Below are 24,788 nucleotides of genomic sequence, written 5' to 3' on the forward strand. Positions count from 1 at the left end.
CCCAGCACCAGGAGCCACCATGTACTCAAGCATCAAAGACCAGCTGCAGGGCGAACTTGAAGAGATTCGCACCGCAGGCCTCTTCAAGACCGAACGCCACATTGACTCGCCGCAAGCCAGCCACATCTCCGCAGGCCAGCTCGGCCAGCCCGCGAACACCGTCCTGAACTTCTGCGCCAACAACTACCTGGGCCTGGCAGACCACCCGGACATCATCGCGGCCGCCAAGTCCGCCATGGACGAGCGCGGCTTCGGCATGGCGTCCGTCCGCTTCATCTGCGGCACCCAGGACCTGCACCTGGAGCTTGAGGCCCGGGTCTCAGAGTTCCTCGGAACCGAGGACACCATCCTCTTCTCCAGCTGCTTCGACGCCAACGGAGGTGTCTTCGAGTCCCTGTTCGGGGCCGAGGACGCCATCATCTCCGATTCCCTGAACCATGCCTCCATCATCGACGGCATCCGGCTCAGCAAGGCCAAGCGCTTCCGCTATGCCAACCAGGACATGGCTGACCTGGAAGCCAAGCTGATAGAGGCCTCAACTGGCGAGGCACCGGCCCGGCGCAAGATCATCGTGACAGACGGCGTCTTCTCCATGGACGGCTACCTCGCTCCGCTCGAGGCCATCTGCGATCTCGCGGAAAAGCACGACGCGCTGGTCATGGTGGACGATTCCCACGCCGTCGGCTTCATGGGAGCCACGGGCGCCGGAACCCCGGAACACGCCGGTGTTTCCGAGAGGATCGACATCTACACCGGCACGTTCGGCAAGGCCCTTGGCGGCGCCTCCGGCGGCTACGTCTCCGGCCGCAGCGAAATCGTCGCCATGCTGCGCCAGAAGGCCCGCCCGTACCTGTTCTCCAACTCCTTGGCCCCGGCAATCGTCGCAGCCACCATCAAGGCCATTGAGCTGGTCCAGGGTTCGGGCGAACTCCGCTCCAGGCTCTTCGAGAATGCTGCCCTGTTCCGCCGCCGCATGAGCGAGGAAGGCTTCGAGCTGCTCGACGGCGAGCACGCCATCATTCCGGTGATGTTCGGCGACGCCGTGGTGGCCGCGAAGGTTGCCGACGAGATGCTCCACCACGGAGTGTTCGTCACAGCGTTCAGCTACCCCGTGGTACCCAAGGGAGCTGCCCGGATCCGCGTGCAGCTCTCGGCAGCACACAGCTCCGACGACGTTGAGGCGTGTGTCGAGGCCTTCGTAAAGAGCCGCGCCGCCGCGGGGCTCTGAGTTCCCATGATCCTGACCATCCTGGGCGGCGGGGGATTCCGGGTTCCCCTGGTCTATTCAGCACTGCTGGGGGACCACGGGCCCGGCCGGGTCACCGAACTCAGGCTGTTCGATGCCGACCCCGCGCGCCTAAGGGTGGTGGCCAGGGTCCTCGCCGACATGGCCGAGGAGGTGCCCGACGCACCCGCAGTGAGGATGTTCACGGAGCTGTCGGAAGCCTTGCCCGGCACCGACTTCATCTTCTCCGCCATCCGGGTGGGCGGACTGGAGGGGCGCGCCGCCGATGAACGGATCGCCCTTGAACACGGGGTCATCGGGCAGGAGACCGTGGGCGCCGGCGGGATTTCGTATGCCCTGCGGACCATTCCCGTGGTCCTGGACATCGCCGAGGCGGTGAAGAAGCATGCTCCGGAGGCCTGGTTCATCAACTTCACCAACCCGGCCGGCGTCATCACCGAGGTCATGACGCGAGTCCTTGGCAACAAGGTGGTGGGGATCTGCGATTCGCCAGTGGGACTGGCCAGGCGCTGCCTGCTCGCAGCCGGAATCCACCGCGGCACGGACGCCTTTCGGGACGGTTCCGTGGAGATCGACTACATCGGCCTGAACCACCTGGGCTGGCTGCGCGGGCTGGTGGTCGACGGTGAGGATGTGCTGCCGCGGCTCCTGGCCGACGACGTCGCAATCGGGTCCTTCGAAGAGGGCCGGCTGTTCGGCGCTTCGTGGATCAAGGCCCTGGGCGCGGTTCCCAACGAGTATCTGCATTATTACTACTTCAGGCGGGAAGCGCTCGACGCCGATCGGCGCGCCGCGAGCACCCGCGGCGCCTACTTGGCGCGGCAACAATCGTCCTTCTACAGCGGGCTGCGGGACGGAAACGACGGCGGTGCGGAGCCTGCCCCGCGGGATCCGACGTCGAAATCAGCCCTCAGGCTTTGGGAAAAGACCAAGCTCGATCGCGAAGAGACGTACATGCAGAGCAACAGGGAGGCAGCCGGCACGTTCGAACGCGACGCCGATGACCTGGTATCCGGCGGCTACGAGGCCGTCGCTTTGGCGATCATGCGTGCCATCAGCCAGGGGGAAACGGCCCGCCTGATCTTGAATGTCCCCAATGCGGGTACCTTGGCAGAGCTCGACGCCGACGCCGTCATCGAGGCGCCCTGTCTCGTGGATGCCGCTGGAGTCCGCTTGCTCCCAGCCAAGGCTCTTCCGGACTACGCGCGGGGACTCGTCATCAACGCCAAAGCGGTGGAACGCGCCACGATCGACGCTGCGCTCACTGGTTCCCGGCGCTCCGCCTACAAGGCGATGGCCATGAACCCGCTCGTGGACTCGGTCAGGGTGGCTCACGACCTCTTGGATGACTACATCCGCCATTTCGAGGAGCTCCAGTACCTGCGCTGGGTCCCCTTCACGGCAACCCTGTCCCAAGGGGGATCGGAGGCCTAGTATCTGCAGCATGGACAATGATGCAGCACAACCTGTCACCGAGGTGTTGGATTCGCAGCAATGCTGGAATCTCCTCAGGGGCGTGTCCGTCGGCAGGCTGGCCGTGTGGCTCGGAGACCACCCTGACATTTTTCCGATCAATTACACCGTGGACCAGGGGACCGTTGTCTTCAGGACCGGAGCGGGCACAAAGCTCGCCGCGGCTTTGGGCGAATTCCCGGTGGCCATGGAAGTCGATGGCGTGGACCCAAACACCGGCGTCGCATGGAGTGTTGTGCTCCATGGCAAAGCCGACGCGGTGAAACAGCTCGACGACGTGGTCAACTCGTTCTCGCTGCCCCTGTTTCCCTGGGAAGCCGGGAAGAAGGACCATTTCGTGCGGGTTCCCGCGGACTCGATCTCCGGGCGGCGCTTCACCGTCACGGAGCCGCTCACGTGGTGGACCCCCTACAGCGGCATCAAGCCGTCCGCGGTGGAGTAGCCCGCACCGAGCCGGCCCCCTCGCAGCCGGGCTCCTCGCATCTGGGCGTGTGCGCTGACAGGATGGTGGGATGGCTGCAAATTATGATGTGGTAATTGTCGGTGGAGGCATCGCCGGGTTGTCGCTGGCTTCAGCGCTGGCCGGCCAGTGCTCGGTGGCCCTCGTGGAGGCCGAACAAACGCTGGCCTACCACACGTCCTCCCGCTCGGCCCGGCAGCTCAACCCAAGCTACGGACCCGCCGTCGTGCAGGAACTCACCGTCCGCACCCTGGAACTGATGGCAGCCCGCGACGCCGCGTTGCCGGTACCGGTGCTGGAACCGCGCTCGTTCATGTTGGTGGGCGACGAAGCCACCGTCAAGGCAGAAGCCAGCGGGCACATGCACCCCATCACGCACGCCGAAGCCCTTGAGTTGTGCCCGGCACTGAATCCCGGATCCTTCACGGCCGCTGGCCTGGATACAGGGTCATTCGCCTGCAACGCCCCCGTGCTGTTGGAAGACCACCGGCAACGCGCCGAGGCCGGGGGAGTGGACATCATCACCGGCGCCCGGGTCCATTCGGCCCAACGCCTTGGTTCCGGCTGGCAATTGGGCGCCGGGCTGGAAGGCTTCCAGTCCGCCGTCGTCGTTAACGCAGCAGGTGCCTGGGCGGATGAGCTCGCGGTGCTCAGCGGGGTGGAGAAGCTGGGCTTGCAGCCGTTCCGGCGCACGGCGGCAATTGTCGACGTCGAACGCCCGCTTCCGCTCGGAAGCCCCATGGTGGCGGCAGCGGATGACACCTACTACTTCCGGAGGGAGGGCGAACAGGTGCTCATCTCGCCGTCGGAGACGGTGCCGAGCGGCCCCGAAGACGCACAGCCGTGGCCCGGCGACGTGGAAGAGCTCGTGGCTCGGCTGAACTCGCTCACGTCCCTGGGCATCCGCTCCGTGGCCAAAGCCTGGACCGGGTTGCGCACCGAAGCTGCCGACGGCGTTCCGGCGGTGGGTTTCGATGCCGAGGCTCCCGGCTTCTTCTGGCTTGCGGGCCAAGGCGGTTACGGTTTCCAGACCTCTTCCGCCATCGCTGAGCTCGCGGCCGCGGAAATCCTGGGTTCGGCGATGGTTGGCTCCGCGTCGGGCATCAGTCCGGCATCCCGGACACCGAGGGAGCTGGCAGCGGCCCGTTGGTCCATCCGGCGTTGAACAATAGGTTCATGAGCGGGCAGACGAGCACACTGATCAGCAACATCGGCGAACTGATGACCCAGGACGCGGAGCATCGTGTCCTCAAGGACGCCGCCGTGGTGATCGAAGGTGAGCGGATTTCCTGGATCGGTCCGGCGTCGGACGCTCCCTCGGCTGATGAGCACGTGGACGCGGAAGGCCGCGCCGTGCTCCCGGGCTGGGTGGACTCGCACTCGCACCTGATTTTCGCGGGCGACCGCACCGCCGAATTCGAGGCCAGGATGGCCGGCCAGAGCTACAGTGCCGGCGGCATCGCCGTCACCACCGGCGCCACGCGCGCCGCGAGCGACGAGGAACTGACCCGCCTCGCCGCCGGACGCGTTGCCGAAGCCGTCTCCCAGGGCACCACCTACCTCGAGAGCAAGACCGGCTACGGCCTGGACCTCGAGAACGAGGCCCGCAGCGCTCGCATCGCGGCAGCCACCGTGGACGAAGTCACCTACCTGGGCGCGCATTTGGTCCCGGCCGGAGTCGACGCCGAGGAATACACGGACCTCGTCTGCGGTCCGATGCTCGACGCCGTCCGCCCGTACGTTCGTTGGGCCGACGTTTTCTGCGAGCGCGGCGCTTTCACCGAGGAACAGTCGCGCCGCGTCCTGTCCGCCTGCCGCGACGCGGGACTGGGCCTGCGTGTCCACGGCAACCAATTGGGTGAAGGACCTGGTGTGCAGCTGGCTGTGGAGTTCGGTGCGGCCAGCGTTGACCACGTCAATTACCTTTCAGCGGCTGATATTGAGGCGCTCGCAGGTACCTGGAGCGGCTGGGATGCCTCCACCGGAACGGGTGCGCGCGGCACGGTGGCCACGTGCCTGCCTGCTTGCGATCTTTCCACCCGCCAGCCGCTCGCCCCGGGCCGCGCACTGATCGACGCCGGGGTGCAGATTGCCTTGGCCGCGAACTGCAACCCCGGCACCTCCTACACGAGCTCCATTGCCTTCTGCGTCACCACGGCGGTGTTGCAGATGCACTTGAGCGTCCACGAGGCCGTCCGGGCGGCCACGTATGGCGGTGCGCTGGCGCTGGGCAGGGAGTCGGGCAACGACGTCGACGGCGAACGGGCGGTGGGTTCGATCGCCGTCGGGCACCGCGCCGACCTGCACATGCTCAAGGCGCCGTCGGCCACGCACCTGGCATACCGGCCCGGTATCCCGCTGACTTTCGCGGTGTGGCGGGCAGGAGTCCGCGCGGTCTAGGGCCGCGGCGGGGACTGTGTTCACGGTCCCCGCGACAATCTACTGGACGTCAGGCTTTCTCCGGTACCTCCGACTCGTCACGAGCCAAGCGGCGGGCCCGACGAGGGGGACGAAAACGACCAGCAGAAGCCAGAGGACGGTCTCCCGATTCGTCAAGGCCTTTGCGTCGCGGGCAAGCGATACCAGGGCCCAAATGAACAGGCTGATTGCGATCAATGCAATCATGGCTGCAAAGACCTCGTATCCGGTAGGTGCGAGCACATCATTGCCAGCTGAAATTGACGAGTACATTGGCTCCCTCTCAGATGTTGCCAAAGGTATCACTCACCAAACCCCAGGGCCCTTGAACTACCTTCTGAAGTGCGGCACGCTGGCCCAGGTTCAATCCGTTGACCCAGCCGACAGCAATCTGCCAGGTTGCCTGGCAAACGCCGTTGTTTCCGCTGAGGTAGGACGAAGGCGTGGCTGCCATTCCACGAAGCGGGAAGTAGTTGGTGTGGCTCGGAACGCAAGAGTTGACGGCGGTAATCCGGGACGCGTTGTAGGCGAAGTTCATGTCCAAACGAACTCGCGTCAGAGTGATACCCATCAATGAGTATGTGTACTGAGAAACCCGAGCGAACGTTCGATCAGCTGCCAACGTCATCGCATTCTTCTCAGCACTCTGGGCAAAGGAATTTTCTTGGTTGCTGGTCTTCGTGACTACGGCGTCACCGTCGTGAGTAACTTTGACTTCCTGTGGTGAGTTTGCGGATGAAAGTAGCCCCATCTCGTAAATGACCTCAGCCAGGAAGATTGGATCATTAAGGTAGTTGACGAGCTTCTGCTTCTTCGCCTGATGGAAGGCCGCAAACTTCTCGTAGTTTGCTTTCGCCTCAGGAGCCAGTCCAGCGTTCTGCGCCAGTTCAGCCTCGAACTGCGTGACCGTAAGCGTCGCCTCGCCGTGGCTGGCAGGGGCGGCAGTTGCGGGTGCGATGGTAGCTCCGGCAACCGCGAGAGCTGCGATCGTGACAGATACGATCCTGGTGAGTCTTTTCATTCTCATGTTCCCCAATGCTCATAAGTGATTTGGATGGTCAGGATCGGCGCCGGTCCTAGCTGATCCTAAACAGCCGTCCCCACAGATAGGTATGGATTTCCGACGAAATGAGTGCCAAAACTGCCGAAATGAGTACCGAAAGTGGAGAATTTGAGTGTCATCAGAAGGTCCTCTGTGTGTTGGCGTGATGGATCTGACCCGGAGCGTCGTTACTCCTGCAACTGGCATGCAGGGTTTGGCTGACAAGGCGCCGTCGGCCACGCACCTGGCATACCGGCCCGGTATCCCGCTGACTTTTCGGAGTGTAGAGGGCCGGGGTGCGCTCGCTCCAACAACTCAATCTCGCAGCACCAAGCTGGACCCCTCCAGACAGAGGGGCCCTGCTTTTTCCTTTGACTCGCCACAGCTCCCCACGATCCTTGTGCGATTGAATATGATCGTTTAGTGTTTATATGGATCATAAAACGTCAAATCGTTGAGTGTTGAAGAGCGCGTTGAAGAAGCGCGGACAGGAATGGTAAGTGCGATGAGTAACAACACCCTCGGGGCCTTCATGGAAGAAGAGCTTGTTTCGCAGCCCGAGGTCTGGAAGCGGGCCATCGGGCAGTCCAAGGCGGAGCACCTGCTGCCCGCTGACGGTGAGCGGATCGCCGTCGTCGGCTGCGGCACCTCATGGTTTATGGCGCAGAGCTACGCCGCTGCCCGCGAAGCCGCGGGCAAGGGCGTCACCGACGCGTTCGCAGCGTCCGAAGCCTTCCTTAATCACAACAGCCCCGGTCGCCAGTACGACGCCGTGATCGCCATCACCCGCTCCGGCACCACAACGGAGGTACTTGAGCTCCTGGAAGCCTTGCGCGGAAAAGTCCGTACTGTTGCGGTAATCGGGGACGTGAATTCGCCCATCACCACCTTGGCCGACGCCGTGATCGGCCTTCCGTACGCCGACGAGAAATCGGTGGTCCAGACCCGCTTCGCCACCACGGCCCTCGTGTACCTTCTGACGAGCCTTGGCATCGAACTCGGGGAGGCAATAGAGGACGCCCGCACTGCCGTCACGGAGCCTGTTTCGCAGGAGTTGCTCGACGCCGAACAGTTCACCTTCCTTGGCACCGGCTGGACCGTTGGCCTGGCACACGAAGCCGGGCTCAAGATGCGCGAGGCAGTGCAGGGCTGGACGGAATCCTACGCGGCGATGGAATACCGGCACGGGCCCATTGCCATCGCGGCCCCTGGCCGGGTCACGTGGATCTTCGGCCCGCAGCCCGAGGGCTTGGACGCTGATATGAGCCGCACGGGCGCCCTCTATGTCAACACCGGCAAGCACCCGCTCGCGGAGTTGGCACGCGTCCACAAGGTCACCCTGGAACGGGCACGCGTGCGCGGCCTCAACCCCGATCTGCCGCGCAACCTCACGCGCTCTGTCGTCCTGAACGCCACGGCCTAGGTAATCCCATGGTTCTCGGAGCCGCTGAATCCGCAGTCCTGGCCTTTGATGTCGGCGGGACGGATCTGAAGGCAGGACTTGTCGACACGGCCGGGAATGTCCTGGGCTTGCGCCGCGCTGCCACTCCGCATGATCCCTTGCGGCCGGGCGAAGCGATCCTGGACGCCGTTGAGGTATTAGCCTCGGAATTTGCGGCTGAATTCCCAGGCCACCCGGCGAAGGCCGCGTGCATTGTTGTTCCGGGAATCGTGGACTCAGACACCGGAGTGGGGATCTATTCGGCGAACCTGGGGTGGCGGAACTTTCCCTTCGGGGAAAAGGCCGCGCAGCGCCTCGGGCTGCCGGTCTCCTTCGGCCATGACGTCAGCACGGCGGCCGAAGCCGAATTCCGGTTCGGAGGGGCCCGTGATTTTCGAAACGTCGTGGTGATGGTGGTTGGCACCGGGATTGCCGCCGCCGTCATCTCCGACGGGTACCCGGTGCGCGCGGGCGGCTTCGCCGGGGAACTGGGCCACGCCCTCGTTCCGGACCCCGACGGCCCTGGCCACACGATCCTCGAGGCCGTCGGCTCCGCCGGAGCGATCGCCCGGCGCTACAGCGACAAAGCCGGAACTCCGCGCACCGGTGCCCGTGAAGTCCTCGAGCGGGCCAATGCGGGCGACGCCCTTGCTGCCCGGATCTGGGCCGACGCGGTGGACGCCCTCGCCTTCAGCCTCAGCCAATGCGTCAGCATCATCGGCACCGAAGCAGTGGTGGTGGGCGGCGGCCTAGCCGAAGCGGGAGAAGGACTCCTGCAGCCACTCCGTTCCCGCCTCGACGAGCTGCTCGATTTCCAGCGCCGGCCCATCATCATGCGCGCCCAACTGGGCCAAGATGCAGGCTTGCTCGGCGCTGCCATGAGGGCCCGGGCGCTGCTCCCGGCCGCGAAGGCCGCCTCCGCCACGGGGAACAGGCCATGAAACAGGCGATGAAACGGGTCATTACCGTCACGCCCAATCCGGCGGTAGACCTCAGCTACCATGTCGCCGGGATCACCCCCGGAGCAAGCCATCGCGTAGCCGCACCCCTCAGCCGCGCAGGTGGAAAGGGCCTCAACGTTGCGCGCGTGGCTCATCAGCTGGGCCATCCCGTTCTGGCACTCGCGCCCTCGGGCGGCCCGGCCGGTGCCGAATTCGCAGCCGAATTGCGCAGCAGCGGTGTGCCGCATCGCCTGATTCCGGTCGTCGCGGAAACACGGCGCAGCATCGCCCTCGTCGATACGGTGGGCGGCGAAACGTCCATCTTCAATGAAGAGGGGAGCCCTCTCCAAGCGTCCGAATGGCAGGCGCTGGCCGCCGCCGTCGTCGACGCCCTGGAGATCGACAACCTGGACGGGCAAAGCGCGGGGGTGCTTGTCGGTTCCGGCAGCCTGCCGCCCGGCGCGCCGGTCGACTTCTACCCGGCGCTGGTGCGTTTGGCGCACGACGCCGGGATTCCCGCCGTCGTCGATACCTCCGGTCCCGGGATCATCGCCGCCGCACGGGCCGGGGCGGATCTGCTCAAGCCCAACAATCACGAACTCCTCGAAGCAACCGGGGAAAGCAGCCTGGACGTCGCAGCACAACGATTGATCGCACTCGGGGCCAAGACGGTCCTGGTCAGTGCCGGCGCCGAAGGCATGCTTGCGTTCGACCATGCCGCCCCCGGCGGCTATTGGAGCGCGCGGCTCCCGGAACCACTCAGCGGCAACCCCACCGGAGCCGGCGACGCCGGGGTGGCAGCAGCCGCCGTCGCGCTCGCCGCCGGCATCACCGACATTCCCACGATCCTCCGCCGGGCAACAGCCTGGTCCGCCGCCGCAGTGCTCATGCCTGCCGCCGGTGAGATCTCGCCGCTCTACGCGGACCTCGAAGACCAACTCATTCTCAGCTGGAAGGAGACCCTGTGACACTCGTCAGCACACGGGAACTCATGGACACCGCCGCGGCCAACGGAATCGGACAGGGCGCCTTCAACGTCATCCACCTCGAAACCGCGGAAGGCCTGGTTGCCGGGGCGGAGGCGGCAGGCGTCCCGTTGATCCTGCAGATCTCGGAGAACTGCGTCCGTTTCCACGGCGGACTCGTGCCGATCGCCCGGGGCGCAATGTCCATCGCCCGGGACTCTTCGGTGCCCGTGGCCCTGCACCTGGACCACGCCGAATCCGAAGAGCTGGCCCTGCAGGCCGTCGACCTCGGGTTCGGGTCCGTCATGTACGACGGCGCGCACTTGCCTTATGACTCGAACGTTGAAGTCACGCGCAGGGTCGCCCGATACGCCCAGGACCACGGGGTCTACGTCGAGGCCGAGCTTGGAAAGGTGGGAGGCAAGGATGGTGCCCATGCTCCGGGAGTCCGGACCGATCCGGCCGAGGCCCGCTCCTTCGTGGACGCCACCGGGGTTGACGCCCTCGCCGTCGCCGTCGGTTCCTCGCACGCCATGACCGAACGCAGCGCAGCCCTGGATTTGGCCCTCATCACCCGGCTCAAGCAGGCCGTCCAGCTGCCGCTCGTCCTTCACGGGTCCTCCGGTGTCGCAGATGAAACGCTGGTGGCGGCAATCCGGGCCGGTATGACTAAGATCAACGTATCCACACACTTGAACGGGTTCTTCACCCGCGCCGTCCGTGAGTACCTGGATGCCAACCCTTCCGTGGTGGACTCCCGCAAGTACATCAAGGCCGGACGGGACGCTCTGGTGTTGGAAACCGCACGTCTGCTGACGCTGTTCGCGAAAGTGAATTAGTCCCAATTTCCGGAAGGTTCGTGATGACCCGCAACGATCGACTGACAGCCATCCTTGATCTCCTCGCCGAGTCAGGGCATGTTGAGGTCGAGGATATCGTGACCCGCCTGGCCGTTTCGCCGGCCACGGCGCGCCGTGATCTGGACAGCCTCGCCAAGCAGCGGCTCCTGAGCCGTACCCGCGGCGGTGCAACCACGGGATCAGTTGCCTACGAACTTCCGGGGCGCTACAACAGGGATGATCATGCCGAGGCCAAGCAGCAGATTGCCTTGGCAGCTTCGGAGCTCATCATGCCCGGGGCAGTGATCGGACTCAGCGGCGGCACCACCAATACGGCCCTGGCCCAGGTGCTGTCCACCCGCGAAGACCTGAACGCGCCCTCCAACAGGCCCATGCTGACGGTGGTCACCAACGCCATCAACATCGCCGCCCAGCTTGCCGTGCGCCCCAACATCAAGATCATGGTCACCGGCGGCATCCTGAACCCGCGTTCGTATGAACTTGTGGGGCCTTACACCGATGTCATCATGCAGAAGGTTGCCTTGGACATCGCCTTCATCGGCGTCAACGGGGTCGATCCCAAGATCGGGCCCACCATCACCGACGAGGGGGAAGCCATGGTGAATACCGTCATGGCCCGACGCGCCACGGACTCCTATGTCCTGGCCGATTCCACGAAGATCGGCAAGCGTGCGTTCGCGGCGATGGCTGGGTACGATTTCCGGCGGCTCATCACGGATTCGGGCATCACGGCAGAGGACAAGGCAGCATTTGAAGCCAGCGGCACCGAAGTGATCGTGGCCAAGGACGCGTAGCTTCGGAAACGTCCCGTTAGAAGACCATCGGGGGAGCGTTGAGCACGGTTTCGTCCGTGCTGCGCTGCACCCACTGGCTGAAGGGCGTGTCGAGATCGTACTTGCCCTGGTCGTTGCGGATAAGGGTCCGTAGGGCGGCATTGCCCGGGTTGTTGAGGGACTCGAAGTACTCCACCGACCAGTGGAACCATCGCATGCAGAAGAGTCGCATGGTCAGGCCATGGGTCACCAGCAGGGTGTTGGGCGTGTAGTCGGGCTTTTCCCAATGCCGGTACAGCGTTTCCATGAAGGACGAAATCCGGTCGTAGACATCGGAGCCTGATTCGCCCTCGCGGAACCGGTAGAAGAAGTGCCCATAGAGGTTGCGCAGCTCCTTCTGGTCCCCGATGTCTCCGGCAATCTGGAAGTTGGCCCAGTCCTGTTCACGCAGCCGGGGCTCCTCGATCACCCTTTCCGTGAGGCTGCCCAGATTCAGTGCCTCGAGTGTTTGGTATGCCCGAAGGTATGGCGAGACATAAACGCACACCGGCTCGCCGTCGAGCTTCCTGCGCAGCGCCTCACCCGCGGCCCGTGCCTGCTCGATGCCAAGCTCCGTCAGCGGGATGCGGTAATCGGGCACACGGTTGTAGATGGAGGTATCGGCATTGGCTGCTGACTGGCCGTGCCGGATCATGAAGATTCGTGCTGGCGCGCTCATCCCACCAAGCATAGGGTCAGGAGCCGCCCCGGCCATGCAAGCGGACATCTGCGACTCGGCTCCAAGGAAAACATCAGCCAAATGCAGGCAAGATAGGAGCATGCTCCTAGCCTCAACGCGCCGGTTGCGCGCCGAAGTACTGATTGTCCTTGGCCTGTCCCTGGGCCAATCGGCTGTGTACTCCGTGGTGCAGTTGTTGGACAAGATGACCCAGGGGCCGTTGGCCCATGCGACGTCCACCCTCAACCGCTCGCAGAGCACACGCGAGTACTTCGATTTAACCTACCAGCTGTTGGATATCGCGTTCGCCCTGGTCCCGGTGGTGTTGGTGTTCTACTTTCTGTCTTTGCACCGCCAAACGGCGGAGAGTCCCTCGGGTTTCACCCGGCTGGGCTTTAACTTCGCCCGCCCGGGCCGTGACGCGTTGCAAGGACTAGGCCTCGCCGCGCTGATCGGGATCCCGTCGCTTGGCCTCTATGCGGCCGGCCGCGCCTTGGGCATCACGACGGCGATCATCCCCAGCGGCCTGGACTCTTACTGGTGGACCGTGCCCGTGCTGGTCCTCTCCGCGGTGCGGCACGCCGTCGTCGAAGAAGTCATCGTGGTGGGCTACCTCCTGGACCGGTTCCGGAAGTTCGGGTGGAGCACTCCGGTGGCGATAGCGCTCAGCGCGCTCCTTCGCGGTAGCTACCACCTGTACCAAGGCTTTGGGCCCTTCATTGGCAACGCCGTCATGGGCCTCGTGTTCGGCTGGATCTACACCAAGACCAAACGGGTCATGCCGCTCGTGGTGGCCCACGCCCTCCTGGACATCGTGGCGTTCGTCGGCTTCAGCGTCTTCGGCAAGGCCATCGGGCTGGGGTAGGAACAACGCCGTTAAAAGGTTTCGGCCGCCATCGCGGGGTGACGTCATTGGCACCCGCATATGGCGGCCGAAGTTTTCCCGGGCCCTCCTGGCCCGATGGTCCGTCAGGGAGTGACGGGACGGTCCATCAGATGGTGACGGCTCCGTTGGCGGTTTCGAACGTTACTGACATGATTCCCGGCGTTCCGTGCGGAGCCATCCATTGGACTGCAACGTCCTCAAGCGGCTTCTCCACGGGTTCCCCAAGCCACTCGGTGACGCGCTCCGCGGAGCCGGCAATGGTGAGGCTGGACATCTTGACGTCGCTTGGGTACACGAGGGACGGGTGAAGTGCAGGGTCGCCCTCCCAACGGAGCAGGTAGGGAACCTGGGGATCGGCGATGAGTCCCAGGATGCCGATTTGCGACCAGACGAGTTCGCGGCCGTCCGGAAACTTGCGGTTGCCGGGGACAGCGGCGCGTCCGAGCCGCTGTTCGAACGGGCTCAGGTCGTCCACAGCGACGCACCAGCCCATCCAACCACCTCCTGCGGCGGAGCGTGCACGGACGGCTTGTCCAAAAGGTGCCTTGTCGGATGCCGGGTGGTCAAGGACCTCGACAACTTCCAGGTATTTGTGGTCAGCAAGGGGGATGATCATGTTCCGGGTACCGAAGCGCGGGTGCACTCCGCCCCGGACTGCGTCCACTCCCAATGCTGCGGAAATCCGCTCGGTGGTGGCCAAGAGGCCATCTCGTTCACAAGCGTAAGAGACGTGATCCATGCGCATGGCTTCATCTTGGCACTTTGTGATGGAGCTCTCAGCTAAGTCAAGCCTAACCAAGGTGGGATGTATCGAAAAGGCAGCTCAGAGTCACTTCAGGACGCGCCGGGACCGAAAACTACTGTGTTCGTCACAAAGCTTCCGGAGCCCGCAATACCGTCCCTAGACTGGCGGCAACCGAACGCCGACAGGCTGAATGCCGAAGGCCGACGGGCTGAAGCACGGCAAAGAGCCCAGACAACCAGGAGTCCGCATGTCCCAAGGATGGTCATTCGAAACGCGCCAGATCCACGCCGGCCAGGAGCCGGACGCCGCCACCGGCGCCCGGGCACTCCCCATCTACCAGACCACCTCGTTCGTCTTTCCCAGCGCGGAAAGCGCGGCCAACCGCTTTGCGCTGGCCGAGCTGGCGCCCATCTACACCCGGATCGGCAACCCCACCCAGGACGCGGTGGAACAGCGCATAGCGAGCCTGGAGGGTGGCTTGGCGGCGCTCCTGCTGAGCTCCGGCCAGGCCGCGGAAACGTTCGCCATCCTCAACGTCGCCGAGGCCGGCGACCACGTGGTCGCCAGCCCGAGCCTCTACGGCGGCACCTACAACCTGCTGGCCCACACGCTGAAGAAATTCGGAATCTCGGTCACCTTCGTCGAGGACCCGGACAACCTCGACCACTGGCGGGATGCGGTGCAGCCGAACACCAAGCTGTTCTTCGCCGAAGTCGTCTCCAACCCCCGCCAGGATGTTTTGGACATCGAGGGCGTCTCCCGTACCGCGCACGCGGCCGGAGTCCCGCTCGTCGTGGACAACACCCTCGCCACGCCCTACCTGATCCGGCCCATCGAGTGGGGCGCGGACATCGTGGTGCATTCGGCCACCAAGTACCTCGGTGGGCACGGATCTGCCATTGCCGGTGTCATCGTGGACTCCGGCAACTTCGATTTCGGCAAGGACCCTGAGCGGTTCCCCAACTTCAACACCCCGGACCCCAGCTACAACGGCCTCGTCTATGCCCGCGACCTCGGCAAGGACGGTGCCCTCGGCGCGAACCTCTCCTACATCCTCAAGGCCCGGGTCCAGCTCCTGCGCGACCTCGGCTCGGCTGTTTCCCCGTTCAACGCATTCCTGATCTCCCAAGGAATCGAAACCCTCAGCCTGCGGGTGGAACGCCACGTGGACAACGCCACGAAAGTGGCGCAATGGCTCGAAGGGCACGACGACGTCGAATCGGTCGCGTACGCGGGGCTGCCCTCCAGCCCGTGGTTCGAACGCGGGCGGAAGTACGGACCCCGGGGCACCGGTGCGGTGGTGTCCTTCACCATCAGCGGCGGGATCGACGCCGGCAAACGCTTCGTGGACGCCCTGGAATTGCATTCCCACGTGGCAAATATCGGCGACGTCCGTTCCTTGGTCATCCACCCCGCGTCCACGACGCACAGCCAGCTGACGCCTGAGCAGCAGGCCGTCGCAGGAGTGACCCCGGGCCTGGTGCGGCTGTCCGTCGGGATCGAGCACATCGACGATATCCTCGCGGACCTCGAGTCGGGATTCCGGGCAGCCAAGGGCGCCTAGCACCGCCCCGGATGGCGTAGGAGGCCGGCCGGCGACGCAGGATGAATCTTCGCCGGCTGGCCTCCTTGGCCCCCGCTTCATGAACAAAACGCGGTCAAGTGTCACAAAGATGTCATAATCTTCGTCAGAAGGGGTCCGGTTTTCCTAGACTCTTCCTATAGGTCATGAGTGCCAGTGACAGCCCCGGCTTGCTGGCCGGCAACCCTCCATTCGCGGTGGGGTGCCCCGGGTGAAGACCTGGCCCTTCGCTGTGTTGGCGGCGGGCAAGCGCGATGTGAGGTGTCAACGAATGACAATTGCTGCAACAGCCATACCCCTTTCCGGTACCCAGGACGGAACCCTCAAGTATGTTTCCGTGGGAGGACTCGAGCTTGAGGCCGGAGGTTTCCTACCGGACGTCGTCCTTGCATACGAGGCGTGGGGGCGGCTCAATGCAGACGCTTCCAACGCTGTCCTGGTGGAACACGCACTGACTGGCAGTACCCATGTGGCCCGCGGTGAGAGCGACGAAGAAGGCTGGTGGGAGCAACTCGTTGGCCCTGGCGCCACCATCGACACGGACCGCTACTTCGTAGTCTCCGTCAACATCGTGGGAGGCTGCTATGGCAGCACCGGGCCGTCGTCGAGCGCTCCTGATGGCAAACCGTGGGGCTCCCGCTTCCCGCTGGTGACCCTGCGGGACAGCACTGTAGCCGAAGCCCGGCTGGCCGACGCTTTGGGGATCCGCAGCTGGCATACCGTCGTGGGCGGGTCCATGGGCGGTGCCCGTGCATTGGAATGGGCCGTCAGCTATCCGGACCGCGTCAAGCGTTGCGCCGTGATTTCGATCGGGGCGTACAGCACTGCCGAGCAGATCGCGTTCGCGCAAGCCCAGACGCTCGCCATCCGGCAGGACGCCGACTTCAACGGCGGCGACTACTATGGCCAGGCCGCGCCCGAGGCGGGGTTGGCCCTTGCCCGGCGGATTGCCCACATCACCTACCGTTCGGCGGATGAACTGGACTTCCGCTTCGGCCGGAACGCCCAGGGCGGTGAGGCGCCCCTCCAGGCTGCCGTGTTGGGGGACCGGGGCCGCTACCAAGTGGAGAGCTACCTCGACCACCAGGGAAGCAAGCTGGTCCAGCGTTTCGACGCCAACAGCTACATCGCCATCACCGAGGCCCTCATGAGCCACGACATCACCCGCGGCCGGGGCTCATTGGCGGATGCGCTATCCGTTGCAACGGCGAAGTTCTTCGTTGCCTCGGTGGACTCGGACCGCCTCTACTTCCCGGAACAATCCCACGAGCTGGCCAAGGCTTTGCCCGGCGAGGTACCCGTTCATGTGATCGAGGCGCCGATCGGGCACGACGGTTTCCTCACCGAGATCGGCCAGCTCGGCCCCCAGCTGCGCGAAGCTTTCTTCGGCTGAATCAGCCGTTCATGATCTCCTGGCGGAGCTTCATGTAGTCCTCCATGGCGATTTTCCCGTCACTGTACTCCTGGTCCAGTTCTGCCAGCTTCCGTGCCCGGTAGCCTTGGGGAGTGCTGTGCGGTTGGTGAGCGCTGTTCGGTTGGTGAGCGCTGTTCGGTTGGTGAGTAGCCGACGACGGCGGAGCGGCCTGCGGTGCGGGCCTCGCCACGGGAGGTTGCGGCTCAGCCGGAATGACCACCGGGGGCTGGGCAGGGTTGTATGGGTTCGGGGAGTACTGGCTCGGTGGGTACCGGCTCGGATCATACGGTCTGGGATCGTAACGCCCTGGAGTGTGCGGGCCGGGGTAATCCTGTGGAGGACCTGGGTAGTCCTGCGGAGGAAATGGCTGCCCAGGGTAATTCTGCGGAGGGAAGTCCTGGATCCTGCGTTGGCGCGATCGGTTGTACATGCGGATCCCCATGGGTATCAGCCAAGAGCAGACGATGATCCAGAAGATCAAATTGTTCACGGTGGAGGCCTCCCTGTCTTTCACCAGCTTAGCCCCGCTCCCTGTGACCCAGCTCGTGGTTCCCGGTCAGCTCCGGGGCAGGATGGTGTCGGCAGCACCGAACACGGGTCCCGGCGTCGGGCGTTTCGGCAGGATTCCGTCACCGGAGGACTGATGGCGGATCCGACGGATGACCCACGGGACAAAATACTCCCGTGCCCACACGAGGTCGCCCGAGCGGGCTTCGCGCCAACTGCGCTGGGGGAGCGGCTTGGGGAACAGCGGCTCGAGGTTGTGCGGCACATTGAGTGAATCGAGGACCATCGCGGCGATGGTGTGATGGCCGAGCGGCGAGAAATGCAGGCGGTCTTCGTCCCACATCTGGGAGTTGGAAAGTTGCCGCAGCGACCACATATCAGCCACCACCGCATCATGGCGGGCGGCCACGGTGCGGAGATTTTCGTTGTAGATGGCCACCTTGCCGCGGATCCGGCCGAGTACTGACGACACGGTGTCCGGGCCGTTGAAGAGAACCACGGTGGCGCCTCCCGAACTCAGGGTCTGCACGGCGGCATCGAGTTTCTCGGCCAAGCCGTCTGGATCGCCGCCGGGACGGATGAGGTCGTTGCCACCTGCGGAGATGCTCACGAGGTCCGGCTTGAGGTCCATGCACGGGCCAAGTTGCTCGTCGAGTATTTGCTGCAGCAGCCGCCCGCGGATGGCGAGGTTGGCGTAAGCGAAATCCCGTTGTCCCCGGCTCAGTTCCTCGGCTACGCGGTCGGCCCAGCCGCGATGTCCCCCGGGATTGTCGGGTTCCGGGTCGCCGATGCCTTCGGTAAAAGAATCACCCAACGCCACGTAGCGGGTCCACGGATGAATCCGCTCGCCTGAATTCGGCCCCACCGTGGAATCAGTGTCACTCACGTTCATATCCTGCCTCTTGCCGCAACGCTACGCGCCCGTAGCTTGTTACTCATGGGTAACTGCAAGAATAGTCCCATGAGTCAAGCTTCCGCCTTTCCTGCCCCTGCTTTTCCGGATCCAGTCGTTTTGTGGTCCCACGAAGAGGAAGAACGGGCTGGAAAGCCGTTGCTGGTCCTGTTGCACGGTTACGGATCCAACGAGCAAGACCTCTTCAGCCTTGCCGCCCTGTTGCCCCAGGACTTCGTTGTCGCTTCGCTCCGCGCACCGATCGCCACGGGCCCGGGCTTCACGTGGTTCCCGCTCACGGCGTCCATCGACTACTCCCTCGACGCCGTCAAGGACGCGGCAGAGTACGTGTTTTCCTGGCTGGACTCGTTCAAGTCCAACCACAGCTCAGTGACGCTCCTCGGATTTTCCATGGGCATGGCCATGGCCACCTCGCTCCTTCGGCAGCGCCCGGCGGACTTTGCCGCCGTCGTCGGGCTTTCAGGCTTCGCCGTCGACGCCGGTGCGGACCCCGCGTTCCGTGACGCCGAGCTGGATGGGTCCGTGCCGCTCTTCTGGGGCCGGGACCAGCAGGATCCTGTCATCACCCCGGACAAGATCGAATACACCATGGCGTGGGTGCGAAAGCACACGGACCTTACCAAGGTGCTCTACACGGGCATGTGGCACGGCATCAACCAGCAGGAAATCGGCCACGTGGGCGAATTCCTGGAGCACAAGGTCCTCACGTCCGTCTGAACGCAACGCGGGGTCACTTACGGCCCATTCTGAGGCACCTGATGGGCCGTAAGTGACCCCGCGTTGCTAGGACTCGTTGGTGATTCGCACCGTCTGTCCGTTGACGGTCACGGTATCGCCTGCGTGGAGTTGGCGGCCGCGTCGTTCGTCGATCTCGCCGTTGACTTTGACCAGCCCGTTCTTGATGAGTTCCGTGGCTTCCACGCCATCCTCCACCAGGTTGGCGAGCTTTAGGAGCTGACCGAGTCGGATCATGTCGTCGCGGATGGGGATTTCTTCAATTTCCGGGTTGCTCATACAAGCAATGATGCCTGAAGTAGGGTGGTGAAAATGCCGCAATCGTCCCGCCCCTTGTCCCCAAGTACGTCCGGAAGTACTTCCCGAACGTCCCTTCCCTTGCTCACCGGACTGCTGCTTGCCGTGGCAACCGGACTCGTGATTCCCCTTCAGGGCCGGATCAACGGCGCCCTGGGAGCAACGCTCGACGACGGTATCGCGGCCGCCGTCGTGAGCTTCACCACCGGGCTGGTACTGATCGCCGCGATAGGACTGGCGCTGCCGAAGGGCCGCGCTGCCCTGCGAAGGATCCTGCCTGCCCTCAAGGAGCGCAGCTTTCCGCGGTTCTATGTCCTTGCCGGCGGGATCGGCGCCCTGTTCGTCTTTGCCCAATCGTTCACGGTTGGATTGCTCGGCGTGGCCTTGTTCACGGTGGCCGCGGTGACGGGCCAGACCCTGAGCGGACTGCTCGTGGACCGGCTCGGCATCGGGCCCGGCGGCAAACGCTCGATCACGGGGGTCCGGATCCTCGGCAGCGTACTGACGATCGCCGCCGTCGTCTGGGCCGTTTCGCCGCGCCTCGGGGCGGCCGCCGACGTCGGGTCCTTGCTGCTCCCTATCCTGTTGCCCGTCGTGGCGGGTTGCCTCATGAGTTTCCAGCAGGCGATGAACGGCACCGCGACCGTGCATTATGGCAGCCCTGTCGCCGCCACCCTGGTGAATTTCGTGGCCGGAACGGTCATTCTCTGGATCGCCTGGCTCGTCAAACTGTCCCTGCTTGGTCCCGGCCACGCCCTGCCCGCTGAGTGGTGGTATTACTTGGGCGGGCCGATGGGCTGCGTCTTTATCGGCTTGGCAGCTTTGTTGGTCCGTAGCCTCGGTGTCCTGGTGACCGGGCTGGGAATGATTGCGGGGCAGTTGCTCGGATCGCTCGCGCTTGACCTGGTCCTGCCGGCTCCCGGAACGGTGGTTGCCTTGCCCACGATCCTTGGCACCTTGCTGACGCTGTTCGCCATCATCGTGGCCACGTTGCCTTGGCCGAAGGGCGCGCTCGCTTCCCGCCGTCCCGCGAGAGGGCAGTCTGGCCAGTCCGGAGGCAAGACCGCGGCCAAAGGCCGGTAGGCTAGGACACGCAGCTTCCTGCACAGCATTACCTTCGCGCACAACCACGGACCGCACCCAGCGGCCCTGTAGAACATTGGAGTACCCATGGCAGCAAAATCCGTCCTCGACCAGGTCATTTCCCTCTCCAAGCGGAGGGGCTTCGTGTTCCAGGCCGGTGAAATCTATGGTGGCTCCCGGTCTGCGTGGGACTACGGCCCCCTCGGTGCCGAGCTCAAGGAAAACATCAAGCGCCAGTGGTGGCAGAGCGTTGTCCGCGGCCGCGAAGATGTAGTGGGCCTCGATTCCTCCGTGATCCTGCCCCGCCAAGTATGGGAAGCCTCCGGCCACGTCGATGTGTTCTCGGACCCCTTGGTCGAGTGCCTTTCCTGCCACAAGCGCTACCGCGCCGACCACCTCGAGGAAGAGTACGAGGAAAAGAAGGGCCGTCCCGCCGAAAATGGCCTCAAGGACATAGCCTGCGCCAACTGCGGCACCCGCGGCCAATGGACCGAACCGCAGGAGTTCTCCGGCCTGCTCAAGACCTTCCTGGGCCCCGTGGCCAGCGAAGAAGGCCTGCACTACCTGCGTCCGGAAACCGCGCAGGGCATCTTCGTCAACTTCAGCAACGTGCTCACCACGTCGCGCAAGAAGCCGCCGTTCGGCATCGGCCAGATCGGCAAGTCCTTCCGCAACGAGATCACGCCGGGCAACTTCATCTTCCGCACCCGCGAGTTCGAACAGATGGAAATGGAATTCTTCGTCGAGCCGGGCACGGACGAAGAATGGCACCAGTACTGGATGAAGGAACGCATGTCCTGGTACACCGACCTGGGCATCCGGCCGGAGAACCTGCGCTTCTTCGAGCACCCGTTGGACAAGCTCAGCCATTACTCCAAGGGCACCACGGACATCGAATACCGCTTCGGTTTCCAGGGCTCCGAGTGGGGCGAGCTCGAGGGTATCGCCAACCGCACCGACTTCGATCTCACCACTCACTCGAAGGCATCCGGCCAGGACCTCAGCTACTTCAACCAGGCCACCAACGAGCGCTACACGCCTTACGTCATTGAACCGGCCGCCGGCCTGACGCGTTCCTTCATGGCCTTCCTCGTGGACGCCTACACCGAGGACGAGGCACCCAACGCCAAGGGCGGCGTCGACGTCCGCACCGTCCTGAAGCTTGACCCGCGCCTGGCACCGGTCAAGGCAGCCGTGCTGCCCCTGAGCCGCAACGAGGACCTGTCCCCGAAGGCGAAGGACCTGGGTACCCAGCTGCGCAAGAACTGGAACATCGACTTCGACGACGCCGGCGCCATCGGCCGCCGCTACCGTCGCCAGGACGAGATCGGCACCCCGTTCTGCATCACCGTGGACTTCGACACCCTTGATGACCAGGCCGTCACCATCCGTGAGCGCGACACCATGAGCCAGGAACGCGTGTCCCTGGACAAGGTGGAGGGCTACCTGGCCGCACGCCTGATCGGCGCCTAAGCGTGTCCATCGAATACCGCGAATGGCGTGAGGGCGACGACCTCGCGCTCCTGGAAATGTGGGGTGGGCCCGAGACCCTGCCGGCCCAGCAATTCCGCGCAGCCCTGGCGCCGTCGAGCAACAGCGGTCAAGGCCAGCCTTGGCGCCGGTGCATCGTGGCGGAAGACGTTGTTGACGGCATCGGCATCCCGGTGGCGGCGGGTGTGGTCCACGAGGCCTCCCTGCACCCGGAACGGCTCTGGGCCTACATCGAGGTTGCCAAGGACCACCGCCGGAGCGGGATAGGGGCCACGCTCCTGACCATGCTGCGGCGCGAAGCCGAGCAGTCGCCGTCGGGCGTCACCAAGCTTCGCAGCAAAGTGCAGCCCGGCACGGCCGGTGCCGCGTTCGCCGAACGGGCGGGGCTTGCACCCATCCAGCGCTCCCAGCTTGTGGTGGTGGATCCCGAGCCGCTCAGGCTACCGGTGTTTGGAGACGGCTCCGAAGAAGCGGCTTCCGAGCAGGTGGAAGACCTCGCCACGGGATCCGTGGAACTGAGCGACGTCGTAGGCCGGTACTACACCGCCGTGCACCATTGGGATAGCCCTGGCGAGCTGGGCATCCCCGCTGTGCAGCGGCTGTTCCTCGACGACCTGACGGGGGCGCACGGTGCGCTCGTGCTTCGTGCACCCAAGGCCAGTGCTTTTGGGTCGGGCGTTCCGGCCACCCGCAAGGGCAAGTTGCAGGCCTTCGCCATCAGCTACGCCCAGGGCAGCTCGGACGAGCCCTCGGAGGTTTTCCTTGGCCACGATCCGCTTTTGCAGGATGACGAGGCGCGCGCTGCAATCCGTGACCTGCTGGCGCTCATTGCCTACCAGCACCCCGTGCTCCTGGAAGTGGACGATTCCATGACGGCCGTGCGCGCCGTCGTCGATCCATTGCTGGAGCTGGGCAAGGCGAAGCTCCGCGGAGCGGACACCTTGGTGGTCAGCGAATAGCTGTCGGCTGGCCCAACTAGCTCGCAGTTGTTGTCGTTTTGAGCCCTCATAACGACAACTAATGCGAGCCAGTTGGGTGAACTCTTGACGAGACCGTGGCATGGGTGTAGGCATGACGACGTAAGCCCCGGCCGTTGCTCTGGTGGGGTAGCGGCGGGTGGAACGAATCCGGTCTCATGAAGAGAATCGGCGGTAACACCCATGAATGGAACAGCCCTGGACGGACTGCGCGAACAGCTCCGTGGGCAACTCGTCACTCCAAGTGATCCTGACTATGATTCCGCCCGCGCCGTCTATAACGGGATGATCGACAAGCACCCGGCAGGGGTCGTCCGGGTGGCCCAGGTAGCGGACGTCATTGCGAGCGTGAACTTCGCCCGGGACAATTCCCTGCCCTTGGCTATTCGCGGGGGCGGCCACAGTGCCCCCGGCTTCGGGACCTGGGACGATGCCCTTGTCATAGATTTCGTCAACCGTACCGGAGTCCGTGTTGACCCCGAAGCCGGTACAGCCCGTGCCGAGGCGGGAACAACCTGGGCAGATTTCAACCACGCGACCCATGCCTTCGGGCTGGCCACTACCGGCGGGATTGTGGGTTCCACGGGCATCGCAGGCCTGACCTTGGGTGGCGGCATCGGGTATCTTGCCCGCAAGCACGGCCTGTCCTGTGACAACTTGATCTCCGCTGACGTGGTGACGGCAGACGGCAAGTTCCTGGTTGCCAGCGAAACCCAGAATGAGGATCTCTTCTGGGCGCTGCGGGGAGGCGGGGGCAATTTCGGTGTTGTGACGTCGCTGGAATACAAGCTGCACCCGGTGGACATGGTCCACGCCGCGATCATCATCTACAGCATGGAGCATGCTGACACCGTGGCGAAGTTCTACCGCGACTACATGGACACTGCTCCCGAGGATTTCGGAGCCTTCGTGGGCTTCCACCAAGGGCCTCCCGTACCGTTCCTGCCGGAGGAATGGCACGGCAAACCAGTCTGCGTGGTCATCGGCATGTGGACCGGTGATCCTTCAGAAGGGGCAGCCCGCTGGCAGCCGTTCCTGGATGTTGCCCCCGTGGCGGGTTCCATGGTTGGACCCATGCCGTACCCGGCACTCAACTCGGCATTTGATCCGCTGCTTCCGAAAGGGATGCAGGCCTACTGGAAAGCGGATTTCCTCTCCGAGCTCAACGACGGCGCCATTGCGGCCCACCTCGAGTACGGCAGCAAGGTGCCCAGCGTGCAAACGTCCGTCCACGTCTACCCGATCGACGGTGCGGTGCAGCGCGTGGGTCAAACGGACACTGCGTTCGTCAACCGCGGCGTCAAGTTCTCTCCCGTGATCGCCTGCATGTGGAACGATCCCGCAGACAACGAGGCGAACATCGACTGGGTCCGCAGTTACGCCGCGGCATTGCGCCCGCACTCCTCGCCGGGAGGCTATATCGGCTTCATGGACGGTGACGACCAGGGCAGGATCAGTGAGAACTACGGGGTCAACTACGAGCGTCTGCAAGCCGTCAAGAGCAAGTACGATCCAGGAAACCTCTTCCACGTGAACCAAAACATCAAACCCGCCTGAACGCCAGTGCGAACCACGCCCAACTGATCCCCACCGCCACCCTCGCCTCGCAAGTCCCCACCGGCTCCCAGCCTTCGCAAGCTCAGGCAGGGACCCTCGCCGGCGGGGCCCCACGCCCAGGGAACCCTGGCGGGAAGCCCCAAGTAGCTCGCATTTGTTGTCGTTTTGAGCCCTCATAACGACATCAAATGCGAGTCAGCGGATGAGCGCCGCTGGTGCGCCGTGGTTTGGGAAAGTATGCGCGTTACTCGCCGGGGCTCTGGT

At 64.3% G+C, this 24,788-nt stretch carries 25 protein-coding genes and 1 riboswitch; of the genes, 18 read left to right on the forward strand and 7 right to left on the reverse strand.

The features are described 5' to 3' along the window. Positions 1 to 19 precede the first annotated feature (19 nt). The 5 genes from NFJ07_RS06870 (at position 20) to hutI (ending at position 5,579) form a co-directional block, all read left to right on the forward strand. On the forward strand, positions 20 to 1,228 hold the full coding sequence (locus tag NFJ07_RS06870; protein WP_269993366.1) for a glycine C-acetyltransferase: 1,209 nt from the start codon (positions 20 to 22) through the stop codon (positions 1,226 to 1,228). Positions 1,229 to 1,234: 6 nt separating this feature from the next. After that, a complete protein-coding gene (locus NFJ07_RS06875; protein WP_269993367.1) occupies positions 1,235 to 2,680 on the forward strand; it encodes a 6-phospho-beta-glucosidase in 1,446 nt (481 codons plus the stop codon). 10 nt (positions 2,681 to 2,690) lie between these two features. After that, positions 2,691 to 3,161, forward strand: a complete 471-nt coding sequence (locus NFJ07_RS06880) for a pyridoxamine 5'-phosphate oxidase family protein (RefSeq protein ID WP_269993368.1) — start codon at positions 2,691 to 2,693, stop codon at positions 3,159 to 3,161. 70 nt (positions 3,162 to 3,231) lie between these two features. Then, a complete protein-coding gene (locus NFJ07_RS06885; RefSeq protein ID WP_269993369.1) occupies positions 3,232 to 4,344 on the forward strand; it encodes an NAD(P)/FAD-dependent oxidoreductase in 1,113 nt (370 codons plus the stop codon). Positions 4,345 to 4,355: 11 nt separating this feature from the next. Beyond that, positions 4,356 to 5,579: an imidazolonepropionase gene (gene hutI / locus NFJ07_RS06890; protein ID WP_269993370.1), complete on the forward strand. Its 1,224-nt coding sequence runs from the start codon at positions 4,356 to 4,358 to the stop codon at positions 5,577 to 5,579. Positions 5,580 to 5,618: 39 nt separating this feature from the next. On the opposite strand, the gene NFJ07_RS06895 is transcribed toward hutI, so the two are convergent. Continuing rightward, complete coding sequence (locus NFJ07_RS06895) at positions 5,619 to 5,870, reverse strand: PLDc N-terminal domain-containing protein (protein ID WP_269993371.1); 252 nt, start codon at positions 5,868 to 5,870, stop codon at positions 5,619 to 5,621. 10 nt (positions 5,871 to 5,880) lie between these two features. Beyond that, complete coding sequence (locus tag NFJ07_RS06900; protein WP_269993372.1) at positions 5,881 to 6,618, reverse strand: hypothetical protein; 738 nt, start codon at positions 6,616 to 6,618, stop codon at positions 5,881 to 5,883. 526 nt (positions 6,619 to 7,144) lie between these two features. Between NFJ07_RS06900 and NFJ07_RS06905 the strand changes: the two genes are divergently transcribed. Genes NFJ07_RS06905 through NFJ07_RS06925 form a run of 5 tightly spaced genes read left to right on the forward strand, consistent with a single transcriptional unit; the run spans position 7,145 to position 11,640 of the window. Continuing rightward, positions 7,145 to 8,062 (forward strand): SIS domain-containing protein, encoded by a 918-nt coding sequence (locus NFJ07_RS06905; RefSeq protein ID WP_269993373.1) that lies wholly within the window; start codon positions 7,145 to 7,147, stop codon positions 8,060 to 8,062. Between the two features lie 8 nt (positions 8,063 to 8,070). Further along, positions 8,071 to 9,021: an ROK family protein gene (locus NFJ07_RS06910; RefSeq protein WP_269993374.1), complete on the forward strand. Its 951-nt coding sequence runs from the start codon at positions 8,071 to 8,073 to the stop codon at positions 9,019 to 9,021. Further along, positions 9,018 to 9,989, forward strand: a complete 972-nt coding sequence (locus NFJ07_RS06915; protein WP_269993375.1) for a 1-phosphofructokinase family hexose kinase — start codon at positions 9,018 to 9,020, stop codon at positions 9,987 to 9,989. Before NFJ07_RS06910 ends, NFJ07_RS06915 begins: the two co-directional genes overlap by 4 nt. After that, complete coding sequence (locus NFJ07_RS06920; protein WP_269993376.1) at positions 9,986 to 10,825, forward strand: class II fructose-bisphosphate aldolase; 840 nt, start codon at positions 9,986 to 9,988, stop codon at positions 10,823 to 10,825. The genes NFJ07_RS06915 and NFJ07_RS06920 overlap by 4 nt, the downstream gene beginning before the upstream one ends. 23 nt (positions 10,826 to 10,848) lie before the next feature. Beyond that, the gene (locus NFJ07_RS06925; protein ID WP_234750768.1) at positions 10,849 to 11,640 is read left to right on the forward strand and encodes a DeoR/GlpR family DNA-binding transcription regulator; all 792 of its coding nucleotides are present in this window, start codon (positions 10,849 to 10,851) and stop codon (positions 11,638 to 11,640) included. A 16-nt stretch (positions 11,641 to 11,656) separates the two neighbouring features. On the opposite strand, the gene NFJ07_RS06930 is transcribed toward NFJ07_RS06925, so the two are convergent. Further along, entirely contained in the window at positions 11,657 to 12,337 is a 681-nt protein-coding gene (locus NFJ07_RS06930) for a histidine phosphatase family protein (protein WP_269993377.1), read from the reverse strand. 100 nt (positions 12,338 to 12,437) lie between these two features. Between NFJ07_RS06930 and NFJ07_RS06935 the strand changes: the two genes are divergently transcribed. Further along, positions 12,438 to 13,202 (forward strand): CPBP family intramembrane glutamic endopeptidase, encoded by a 765-nt coding sequence (locus tag NFJ07_RS06935; RefSeq protein WP_269993378.1) that lies wholly within the window; start codon positions 12,438 to 12,440, stop codon positions 13,200 to 13,202. Positions 13,203 to 13,329: 127 nt separating this feature from the next. Here the strand turns inward: NFJ07_RS06935 and NFJ07_RS06940 are convergent, their stop codons facing one another. After that, positions 13,330 to 13,968: a VOC family protein gene (locus NFJ07_RS06940; RefSeq protein ID WP_028266517.1), complete on the reverse strand. Its 639-nt coding sequence runs from the start codon at positions 13,966 to 13,968 to the stop codon at positions 13,330 to 13,332. A 247-nt stretch (positions 13,969 to 14,215) separates the two neighbouring features. Between NFJ07_RS06940 and NFJ07_RS06945 the strand changes: the two genes are divergently transcribed. Both NFJ07_RS06945 and metX read left to right on the forward strand, forming a co-directional pair. Further along, a complete protein-coding gene (locus tag NFJ07_RS06945; RefSeq protein ID WP_269993379.1) occupies positions 14,216 to 15,532 on the forward strand; it encodes a bifunctional o-acetylhomoserine/o-acetylserine sulfhydrylase in 1,317 nt (438 codons plus the stop codon). Between the two features lie 160 nt (positions 15,533 to 15,692). Further along, a riboswitch (SAM riboswitch) is annotated at positions 15,693 to 15,808 on the forward strand. 13 nt (positions 15,809 to 15,821) lie between these two features. Continuing rightward, positions 15,822 to 16,943, forward strand: coding sequence for a homoserine O-acetyltransferase MetX (gene metX, locus NFJ07_RS06950; protein WP_269993380.1), 1,122 nt, complete (start codon positions 15,822 to 15,824; stop codon positions 16,941 to 16,943). Position 16,944: 1 nt separating this feature from the next. Here the strand turns inward: metX and NFJ07_RS06955 are convergent, their stop codons facing one another. Continuing rightward, a complete protein-coding gene (locus NFJ07_RS06955) occupies positions 16,945 to 17,454 on the reverse strand; it encodes a hypothetical protein (RefSeq protein WP_269993381.1) in 510 nt (169 codons plus the stop codon). Positions 17,455 to 17,520: 66 nt separating this feature from the next. Next, entirely contained in the window at positions 17,521 to 18,363 is an 843-nt protein-coding gene (locus NFJ07_RS06960) for an SGNH/GDSL hydrolase family protein (protein WP_269993382.1), read from the reverse strand. Positions 18,364 to 18,432: 69 nt separating this feature from the next. On the opposite strand from NFJ07_RS06960, the gene NFJ07_RS06965 reads away from it, so the two are divergent. After that, positions 18,433 to 19,101 carry an alpha/beta hydrolase gene (locus tag NFJ07_RS06965; RefSeq protein ID WP_269993383.1) on the forward strand — a complete coding sequence of 223 codons (669 nt, stop codon included), beginning with the start codon at positions 18,433 to 18,435 and terminating at the stop codon, positions 19,099 to 19,101. A gap of 66 nt (positions 19,102 to 19,167) precedes the next feature. Here NFJ07_RS06965 and NFJ07_RS06970 read toward each other — a convergent pair whose 3' ends face one another. Then, positions 19,168 to 19,398, reverse strand: a complete 231-nt coding sequence (locus NFJ07_RS06970) for an RNA-binding S4 domain-containing protein (RefSeq protein ID WP_269993384.1) — start codon at positions 19,396 to 19,398, stop codon at positions 19,168 to 19,170. A gap of 33 nt (positions 19,399 to 19,431) precedes the next feature. Here NFJ07_RS06970 and NFJ07_RS06975 point away from each other — a divergent pair, with 33 nt between their 5' ends. From NFJ07_RS06975 to NFJ07_RS06990, 4 genes are all read left to right on the forward strand, one after another. Beyond that, positions 19,432 to 20,499 (forward strand): DMT family transporter, encoded by a 1,068-nt coding sequence (locus NFJ07_RS06975; RefSeq protein WP_269993385.1) that lies wholly within the window; start codon positions 19,432 to 19,434, stop codon positions 20,497 to 20,499. 87 nt (positions 20,500 to 20,586) lie between these two features. Next, a complete protein-coding gene (locus NFJ07_RS06980) occupies positions 20,587 to 21,972 on the forward strand; it encodes a glycine--tRNA ligase (RefSeq protein WP_269993386.1) in 1,386 nt (461 codons plus the stop codon). 2 nt (positions 21,973 to 21,974) lie between these two features. Continuing rightward, positions 21,975 to 22,949, forward strand: a complete 975-nt coding sequence (locus NFJ07_RS06985) for a GNAT family N-acetyltransferase (RefSeq protein ID WP_269993387.1) — start codon at positions 21,975 to 21,977, stop codon at positions 22,947 to 22,949. Between the two features lie 201 nt (positions 22,950 to 23,150). Beyond that, entirely contained in the window at positions 23,151 to 24,524 is a 1,374-nt protein-coding gene (locus NFJ07_RS06990; protein WP_269993388.1) for an FAD-binding oxidoreductase, read from the forward strand. Positions 24,525 to 24,788: the final 264 nt, after the last annotated feature.

The sequence above is a fragment of the Arthrobacter sp. B2a2-09 genome, from assembly GCF_027587375.1.
Classification (GTDB): domain Bacteria; phylum Actinomycetota; class Actinomycetes; order Actinomycetales; family Micrococcaceae; genus Arthrobacter.

Bases quoted from the DNA above. Each gene is read 5' to 3' on its own strand.
- NFJ07_RS06870 (WP_269993366.1), top strand. From the start codon at position 20: ATGTACTCAAGCATCAAAGACCAGCTGCAGGGCGAACTTGAAGAGATT.
- NFJ07_RS06875 (WP_269993367.1), top strand. From the start codon at position 1,235: ATGATCCTGACCATCCTGGGCGGCGGGGGATTCCGGGTTCCCCTGGTC.
- NFJ07_RS06880 (WP_269993368.1), top strand. From the start codon at position 2,691: ATGGACAATGATGCAGCACAACCTGTCACCGAGGTGTTGGATTCGCAG.
- NFJ07_RS06885 (WP_269993369.1), top strand. From the start codon at position 3,232: ATGGCTGCAAATTATGATGTGGTAATTGTCGGTGGAGGCATCGCCGGG.
- hutI (WP_269993370.1), top strand. From the start codon at position 4,356: ATGAGCGGGCAGACGAGCACACTGATCAGCAACATCGGCGAACTGATG.
- NFJ07_RS06895 (WP_269993371.1), bottom strand. From the start codon at position 5,870: ATGTACTCGTCAATTTCAGCTGGCAATGATGTGCTCGCACCTACCGGA.
- NFJ07_RS06900 (WP_269993372.1), bottom strand. From the start codon at position 6,618: ATGAAAAGACTCACCAGGATCGTATCTGTCACGATCGCAGCTCTCGCG.
- NFJ07_RS06905 (WP_269993373.1), top strand. From the start codon at position 7,145: ATGAGTAACAACACCCTCGGGGCCTTCATGGAAGAAGAGCTTGTTTCG.
- NFJ07_RS06910 (WP_269993374.1), top strand. From the start codon at position 8,071: ATGGTTCTCGGAGCCGCTGAATCCGCAGTCCTGGCCTTTGATGTCGGC.
- NFJ07_RS06915 (WP_269993375.1), top strand. From the start codon at position 9,018: ATGAAACAGGCGATGAAACGGGTCATTACCGTCACGCCCAATCCGGCG.
- NFJ07_RS06925 (WP_234750768.1), top strand. From the start codon at position 10,849: ATGACCCGCAACGATCGACTGACAGCCATCCTTGATCTCCTCGCCGAG.
- NFJ07_RS06930 (WP_269993377.1), bottom strand. From the start codon at position 12,337: ATGAGCGCGCCAGCACGAATCTTCATGATCCGGCACGGCCAGTCAGCA.
- NFJ07_RS06935 (WP_269993378.1), top strand. From the start codon at position 12,438: ATGCTCCTAGCCTCAACGCGCCGGTTGCGCGCCGAAGTACTGATTGTC.
- NFJ07_RS06940 (WP_028266517.1), bottom strand. From the start codon at position 13,968: ATGCGCATGGATCACGTCTCTTACGCTTGTGAACGAGATGGCCTCTTG.
- NFJ07_RS06945 (WP_269993379.1), top strand. From the start codon at position 14,216: ATGTCCCAAGGATGGTCATTCGAAACGCGCCAGATCCACGCCGGCCAG.
- metX (WP_269993380.1), top strand. From the start codon at position 15,822: ATGACAATTGCTGCAACAGCCATACCCCTTTCCGGTACCCAGGACGGA.
- NFJ07_RS06960 (WP_269993382.1), bottom strand. From the start codon at position 18,363: ATGAACGTGAGTGACACTGATTCCACGGTGGGGCCGAATTCAGGCGAG.
- NFJ07_RS06965 (WP_269993383.1), top strand. From the start codon at position 18,433: ATGAGTCAAGCTTCCGCCTTTCCTGCCCCTGCTTTTCCGGATCCAGTC.
- NFJ07_RS06970 (WP_269993384.1), bottom strand. From the start codon at position 19,398: ATGAGCAACCCGGAAATTGAAGAAATCCCCATCCGCGACGACATGATC.
- NFJ07_RS06975 (WP_269993385.1), top strand. From the start codon at position 19,432: ATGCCGCAATCGTCCCGCCCCTTGTCCCCAAGTACGTCCGGAAGTACT.
- NFJ07_RS06980 (WP_269993386.1), top strand. From the start codon at position 20,587: ATGGCAGCAAAATCCGTCCTCGACCAGGTCATTTCCCTCTCCAAGCGG.
- NFJ07_RS06990 (WP_269993388.1), top strand. From the start codon at position 23,151: ATGAATGGAACAGCCCTGGACGGACTGCGCGAACAGCTCCGTGGGCAA.